Consider the following 8,216-nt stretch of genomic DNA (forward strand, 5'->3'; position numbering starts at 1 on the left):
AATATTATTCATACCTAATAACTTTTTTAGTAATAACATCCCTATTGCTATTTATGCTTCATAAAATAGATCTCCTAGAGATCCTTATCTAGAAAGATACAAAATATCAAAAACTTAACCTTTAAGACTCGGAGGATTGGCAATACTACCTTCATCTTTTTTATACACGTCTCTTTCAAAAACTACACTCTTTACTTTAAAAAAATTACTCAGCCCTTCTTATCTAAGGTAACGGTTTTACATCCACCCATACCAGATGAACCTGAGAAATCAAAACGTATCAATTTACCATCAATAAAACTAAATATTGAAACTTATTCATCTACCTTTTCAATAATACAATATTTATTAATATAATATTTATTGTATAAGTTTTTAGGTTTAACTTTCGTTTTAGTACAATACATCATTTCGAAAATAAAAATTCTAAAAAAAATTTTAATTAGCTTGCTTTATTCATTTGGCTATAGATAACTTCTCAACACCAAGTTACAATACATTCCTTACAAAATTCTAACATTCAATTTGTAAAGATATCCTATGTCCGTGCAAACATCTTTATGGGACAAGTGTCTTAATTATTTGCGTGACGAAATTCCGCCACAACAATATAATACTTGGATTCGACCTTTACACGCTGTAGAATCTAAAAAAAACAGTTTATTATTGCTAGCGCCTAATCGATTTGTGCTGGATTGGATTAATGAGCGATTTATCAATCGAATTCGAGAGGTTCTTGATGAATTAACTGAAACACCTCTGAAAATAGAACTACAAATTGGAAGTAAATCTTCCACAGAAGCTGAGCCCAAAAACAAGATTCACACCCCAATCCATAAAAGCATTCTTGAAACTCCGGTTATTCATTCACACACTAATATCAATAGTAATTTTACTTTTAAAACATTTGTAGAAGGTAAATCTAATCAGCTCGCCCGAGCAGCCGCTACTCAAGTAGCAGAAAACCCAGGTCAAGCCTATAACCCGTTATTTATTTATGGAGGTGTAGGTTTAGGCAAAACCCATTTAATGCATGCTGTTGGCAACGCAATTTTAAAAAACAATGCTGAAATAAAAGTTCTTTATCTACACTCAGAACGCTTTGTTGCCGATATGATCAAAGCCCTCCAACACAATGTAATGAATGATTTTAAACGTTTTTATCGTTCAGTAAATGCATTACTGATTGACGATATTCAATTTTTTGCTGGGAAGGATCGATCCCAAGAAGAATTCTTCCATACTTTTAATGCTCTGCTTGATGGTCAGCAGCAAATCATATTAACTTGTGACCGTTATCCTAAAGAAATTAATGGGTTAGAAGAAAGACTACAATCGCGGTTTGGATGGGGATTAACCGTGGCCATCGAAGCACCAGAATTAGAAACTCGGGTGGCTATTTTGATGACAAAGGCTGAACAATTAAAAATGCATTTACCTCATGAGGTAGCATTTTTTATAGCGAAACACATCCAATCTAACGTACGAGAGCTCGAAGGTGCCTTAAAAAGGGTTATTGCTAACGCCCACTTCACAGGACAACTCATAACAGTTGAATTTACTCGAGATGCACTTAAAGATTTACTGACACTTCAAGCCCGACTGATTACTATAGAAAATATCCAAAAGACCGTAGCTGAGTATTACAAAATAAAAGTAGTTGATTTATTGGCCAAACGGCGAAGCCGTTCTATTGCGAGACCTCGTCAAATGGCAATGGCTCTCGCTAAAGAACTTACGAATCATAGTCTGCCTGAAATTGGAGATGCATTTAGTGGGAGAGACCATACAACCATATTACATGCTTGCCGTAAAGTGAAAGAACTACTCACCACTTCAGTAGATATTTTAGAAGATTATAAGAATCTAATACGAATTTTATCAGGTTAATTTGAATTATTAATATTCAAAAAATTTTATTAATAATTATTAATAATAAGGAAAATAAGGAACCGCACATGAAACTGCACTTGATTCGTGAAACGCTCTTAAAACCTTTAGAACAAGTTATTGGGGTCGTGGAACGTAAACAAACATTACCGATTCTCTCTAATGTGTTACTATCCACCGAAAACAAGCTGCTTTCTATTACAGGCACAGATCTGGAAGTTGAATTAATAGGACAAACAAAATTAGGTAATGAAAATTTAGAGGCTTCCCGATTCACTTTACCAGGTCGAAAATTAATAGATATCTGTCGTGCTTTGCCCAAAAACGCACCTATTGAATTACATGGCGATAAAGAAAAAATTATATTTCGTTCTGGCCAAAGTTGCTTTGTATTGTCGACGTTACCGGCTGATCATTTCCCGACAGTAGAGAAGCTAGAATATTATCTGAAATTGACCCTACCTCAATATCAACTTTATCGCTTATTACAGCGCACTTATTTTTCTATGGCCCAGCAAGATGTACGATCTTATTTAAACGGTTTACTTCTCGAAATGCGTCCGACTAAATTACGTGCTGTTGCTACCGATGGACATCGTCTTGCTTCCCAGCTCTTTGAAATTGACACCAGTATTAAGCATCAGTTACAAGTTATTTTTCCTCGAAAGGGAGTAATTGAATTATTACGACTTCTAACTGACAACGAAAATCCTGTTACCTTAATGATTGGGAAGAATCATGTATCTGTGTCTACTATAGATTTTACTTTTACTTCTAAATTAATCAAAGGCCGTTTCCCTGATTATGAACGAGTTATTCCCAAAGGAGGTACTAAACAAATCACTATCGATCGGGATCTGTTCAAGCAAGCACTGAGTCGAACTGCTATTTTATTATATAATGAAAAATTTAAGGGAATCCGCTTCGAGCTTCGCCACGGATTATTACGTATCTTATCCACTAATTCGGAACAAGAAGTAGCTGAAGAGGTAATTAAAATTGATTACTCTAAAGAAGAGTTAGACATTGGATTTAACGTTAATTATTTACTAGATATTTTAAATATTGTTGAGCGAGGAAACGTGATCTTAACCTTCTCTGATTCAAACAGTAGTTTATTAGTTACTGAGGCAAAAAATCGAATAGAGAGTATCTTTGTTGTCATGCCTATGCGACTTTAATTGGATACCAATCATTACACATTACATTATTAAAAATTAATCAATATAACACACTGTAAAGAAATAGGTATTTCTCCTACTTCCCGGTTTAATGTTGTCTTGACCCCTAATAAATCTAGAAAAACAACAAACTTACTCGAAAATTGATTTATTTTTTAGGCCTCTGAAAATCCTTCTAAATCCACCTTACTTAACAACTTATCCAACATATAGCTGATAATTTTTTCGTATTCGTTAACTATATGAAAGAATAGGAATACCTTACCCCCCCCTCTTGGGAGTTAAATAGTATGAATCACAAGGAATTGACTTTAAAAACTTGATAATAAAACAGTTTCTCAATAAGATTTATCATTAAAAAAATTACCTCTTAGTATTATTAAGCGCTGTGAATCTTCGTTTTTTTGTCTAGAAGGTATCAAAAAATCATCGGAAATTTTAAATTAGCTATATTGTTTCATATTAAACACCTACTTTTGTTCCTACATGGCAACATATTTAACGCTCCTTAGAAGAAGGATAAATGTAGCTTTAAAATTACAACTTCTACACTCAATGAAATTACTAAATAAAATGACTACTATATTAGAACTAATGGCTTTCTGAAGATATTTAGTCTATTGATTTATGACGCAAAAAGGTTGTCTCTGAATGAAAAACTTTTTTAACTAGATTTTTAGTATTTTGTATTTCACTCAAGTATTCTACCTCATTATTTATTGATGTTAGTCTCTAAAAATAATCTCTTTTAGATCAAAGCTTTAATCTAATCTCAGGCAAGCTGTATAGCTCGGCTATAACAAAAGTGGGCCTCAACACTTTGACACTTAATTTAACTGTTGATTTGTTTGTAATCTTCTTATCTCAAGATATTCGATCTTAAAAAAATAAAAACTCGTTAGTTACCCAGTTTATCTTACTTTAAAAACTTTTTCTCAAAGAGAAAAACTTAAACCATACTGATTGACTTAATCAATGAGCGGTCAGAAAGAATTAGAGACTAAGAAAGGTCATCGAGTAATCAATTCTTAAAATCAACTAGAATATCAACTATTTATCAAAAAAATTGATCAGAAGAATAAATGTTAAAGAAATTGAAACTTCTATAGAGAGAGTACCTTATTTCACGTAGAATATCCTGCTATCTATTTTCTTTCTAGGGAAAAGAAAATACTAACTTTAGTTGCCTCATAGTTGAAATTTATATGGACTTCATTTTTCTCAAAAATAGAATTTCTCCGTACCTAGTAGTAATTTACTAGCTCATAGGTAAACCCTAAAATCATAATAATACTACTTATTACGATAGATCATAAATTACGATAGCTTATAAATTTAAAATTCATATCATCAGATAAAATAAGCATTCATACAATGGGTATGATATGTATTTTCCTTATTGAAAATTAACTCCAAATAAAGCATTATATTTTTTTAAAATTTAGTTTAAAAATTTCTTCATTTCACTTGATCAAACATTTCTTACTAAAGCTTATACTTATCCTGTATGACTATTATACACTCATAATAATATTACAATCTGCTCTCCATAAAAATTATGGGGGAATGATGCTAAATAAATTAATGAAGACTATGAATATACGCCACATATTTTATATCTTTTTCCACAATATTTTCGTGTATCTAATCAAAACAGTGTTTTTACTGTTTCATACATACAGTTAAATATATTTGCTTGCTCTCTACAATTGATCGGTATAGAAAAGAAGGAATCTATACTGAGGTTCTCAGTGTTTTGCTACAATTTGTAATTCTTCCAAAATAGAGCGATTAGTTAGCATATAATCTAACCTTCTTGTCTGTAACCTTCTTGTCTGAATACTTTTTAATAAGTATTCAAGAGAATACTTGATATTTTTCTTGATTAAAATCATATAATATTTATAACAATCGGAACCTCAAGGAATCATTATACTCTTTTTCAAAAATATGATAGATACTAAAAGCTCATTAATTTATTCAATTTTTCTACAATATTTCTAACTAACAAAGAATTTAATTTCTATCTGAAGTTCTATCTGTATTATAGTAAAAATATACATCTAAGTATCTTATAAACTTACAATGTATTCATATACTTAGTAGCTATTTCGAAAAACAAAATTTTAACTAATCACCTATGTTTTAGATGACCATAGGTTATTTATTTTTTTTTGCGCTTCAAAATCTTCACTAAAATTACTATACTCAAGAATAAACCTAATAAAGACCCTTATTAAATAAACCTAACAAATACGCTCTTTTATGATACAATTAAGTCGTTTTGTTTTTTAGAAAATTAAAAATAATCTATTTCAACCTAATTTAGAGTATTAATGCAAGTCAGTGTTTCCCAAAAATATGATTCTTCAACAATTAAAGTTCTTAAGGGCTTAGATGCAGTTCGTAAGCGACCGGCCATGTATATTGGCAATACAGATGACGGCTCTGGCCTTCACCATATGGTCTTTGAAGTTGTTGATAACTCCATGGATGAAGTACTTGCTGGTTTTTGTACTCATATTTTGATCATGATTCACGCCGATGGATCTGTTACTGTACAGGACAATGGACGAGGAATTCCTACAGGAATTCATTCAGAAGAAGGTCGCTCAGCAGCAGAAGTTATTATGACTGTACTCCATGCGGGTGGAAAATTTGATAAAAACATCTACAAAGTGTCTGGTGGTCTTCACGGTGTAGGAATTTCAGTAGTCAATGCTCTTTCGGAAGAGCTTCATATGACTATCTACCAAAATGGAAATGCTCATTATCAATTTTATAAAATCGGAGTTCCTCAAGCTCCTTTAAAAATAATAGGAAAAAGTAATCAAACAGGAACGCAAATTCGCTTTAAACCCAGTGATGATATTTTTAGCAATACTGAATTTCATTATGATATTGTAGCCAAACGACTCCGTGAACTTTCTTTTTTAAATTCAGGAGTACGCATCGAGCTTCTCGATGAACGGACCGGAAAAAGAGATATTTTTGAATACAAAGGAGGTATTAAAGCATTCATTGAGTACCTCAATAAGAAAAAATCCACTCTTCATCCAGATGTTTTTTATTTTGCTACCGAAGAAAAAGACATTGTCGTAGAAGTTTCCATGCAATGGAATGATGGATTTCAAGAAAGCATCTTTTGCTTCACTAACAATATTTTCCAAAGTGACGGAGGAACACATTTATCTGGATTTCGAGCTGCATTAACTCGAACACTTCATAATTATATTGAAAATACAGGACTAAGTAAGAAAAGAAAGGTCCCTATTAACGGTGATGATACTCGTGAAGGATTAACAGCCGTACTTTCCATTAAACTACCTAATCCTAAATTTGCATCACAAACAAAAAACAAATTAGTCTCTACGGAAGTTAAACCTGTAGTTGAAAGTGCAGTAGCTGAAAAATTTCGCGACTATCTTTTAGAAAATCCCAAACAAGCACGTGCTATTGCTTTAAAAATTCTTGATGCTGCCCAAGCACGACATGCGGCACGAAAAGCCCGTGATATGACGCGACAGAAAAACATACTAGATATTGGTAAATTACCTGGAAAATTGGCCGATTGTCAAGAAAAAGATCCCTCCCTATGTGAACTATTTTTGGTTGAGGGGGATTCAGCAGGCGGCTCAGCCAAACAAGCTCGCGATCGCCGCTATCAGGCTATCTTACCTTTAAAGGGTAAAATTCTTAATGTAGAGAAATCCCGATTTGAAAAAATGCTCTCCTCTACTGAAGTCAGTACATTAATTACTGCTCTGGGTTGTGGAATTGGTCGTGAAGCATATAATCCTGATAAATTACGTTATCATCGAATCATCATAATGACCGATGCGGATGTCGATGGTGCTCATATTCGTACACTTTTACTCACTTTTTTCTATCGGCAAATACCGACACTGATCGAACAAGGTCATATTTACATTGCTCAACCACCCCTCTATAAAGTAAAAAAAAACAAGCAAGAACAATATATTAAAGATGATTCAGCACTTGACGCTTTACTGCTTGAATGGGCCTTAAATGATGCTAAATTTTATGTGAATCCTCATACTCCTGCCATTAGTGGATCAGCACTCAAACGCTTGGCTTCTCATTATCAAACTACTACAAGAATCCTCAAGCGTTTCAGTAAACGTTACCCATCTACTATTTTAAAAGAGTTACTAGAAATTACTCCATTAATGATGGAACAACTGCATAACAAATCACAAGTAAACAGTTGGATCAAAGAATTAGAAAACCAACTTTTAGAAAAAAAAATCGAAATCGGTACTCAATATCATTTTTATCTCAAAAAAGACGAGGAACAAAAACTATATTTACCGGTTCTTACAATTACTAGATACGGAATTACTCAACAATATTCTTTTAACCAAGATTTTTTTGGCTGTGCTGATTATCACCATATTATTAATTTATATAAAGAAATATCAGAATTAATTGAGGCTGGAGCCTACATAAAACGTAATAACAAACAACAAGGAGTGAGTTCTTTTGGAGAGGGATTAAACTGGCTTATTGAAGAAGAAAAAAAAGGATTAACAATACAACGCTATAAAGGTTTAGGAGAAATGAACCCTGAACAATTATGGGACACTACAATGGATCCAGAAAGTCGCCGCCTTTTATCTGTAAGCATTAAAGATACTGTAATAGCAAATGAAATTTTTACTACTTTAATGGGCGATCAGGTTGAACCTCGCCGCATCTTTATTGAACAAAATGCCTTATCTGTTGAGAATCTAGACGTTTAAAAAAATTGGCTCTCTATCTATAGAGATAGTATTCTATATTGAATTATTTTTACACTCTATACTTCAGAATGTAATAACAAGTTATGGAGTTAGCTTATCTACAGTACTTTAATCATTAAATGATTAACATTTAAGAAAAGGTAAATAAAAATATTCTGTAGAAAAGTTAAATTTCCTTCAGTTTAGTTGAGATTTTTGTTTTTCTGTATCCAGCCATGAGGTTCTTCGTTAAGCAGAATTTTATTTTCTTCTCTTATTTTTATTTTTTCCTCTTACTTAGATAATCGCAACATGACTAAAGAAAGCGAAGAAATGCCTTAGAATAAAATTTTAGAAAGCTTATAAAAATAAGATAAAAAACGATTATTATCTTGTCGAGACA

At 32.4% G+C, this 8,216-nt stretch carries 3 protein-coding genes; all 3 read left to right on the forward strand.

What is annotated here, in order from left to right; translation table 11 throughout:
• Positions 1 to 540 precede the first annotated feature (540 nt).
• The 3 genes from dnaA (at position 541) to gyrB (ending at position 7,834) form a co-directional block, all read left to right on the forward strand.
• Positions 541 to 1,890: a chromosomal replication initiator protein DnaA gene (dnaA, locus tag CLERM_RS02730; RefSeq protein ID WP_102157066.1), complete on the forward strand. Its 1,350-nt coding sequence runs from the start codon at positions 541 to 543 to the stop codon at positions 1,888 to 1,890.
• A gap of 68 nt (positions 1,891 to 1,958) precedes the next feature.
• The gene (dnaN, locus tag CLERM_RS02735) at positions 1,959 to 3,071 is read left to right on the forward strand and encodes a DNA polymerase III subunit beta (RefSeq protein ID WP_102157067.1); all 1,113 of its coding nucleotides are present in this window, start codon (positions 1,959 to 1,961) and stop codon (positions 3,069 to 3,071) included.
• A 2,336-nt stretch (positions 3,072 to 5,407) separates the two neighbouring features.
• On the forward strand, positions 5,408 to 7,834 hold the full coding sequence (gyrB, locus tag CLERM_RS02740) for a DNA topoisomerase (ATP-hydrolyzing) subunit B (protein WP_102157068.1): 2,427 nt from the start codon (positions 5,408 to 5,410) through the stop codon (positions 7,832 to 7,834).
• Positions 7,835 to 8,216: the final 382 nt, after the last annotated feature.

It is taken from the genome of Coxiella-like endosymbiont (assembly GCF_002871095.1).
Taxonomy (GTDB): domain Bacteria; phylum Pseudomonadota; class Gammaproteobacteria; order Coxiellales; family Coxiellaceae; genus Coxiella.

Bases quoted from the DNA above. Each gene is read 5' to 3' on its own strand.
- gyrB (WP_102157068.1), top strand. From the start codon at position 5,408: ATGCAAGTCAGTGTTTCCCAAAAATATGATTCTTCAACAATTAAAGTT.
- dnaN (WP_102157067.1), top strand. From the start codon at position 1,959: ATGAAACTGCACTTGATTCGTGAAACGCTCTTAAAACCTTTAGAACAA.
- dnaA (WP_102157066.1), top strand. From the start codon at position 541: ATGTCCGTGCAAACATCTTTATGGGACAAGTGTCTTAATTATTTGCGT.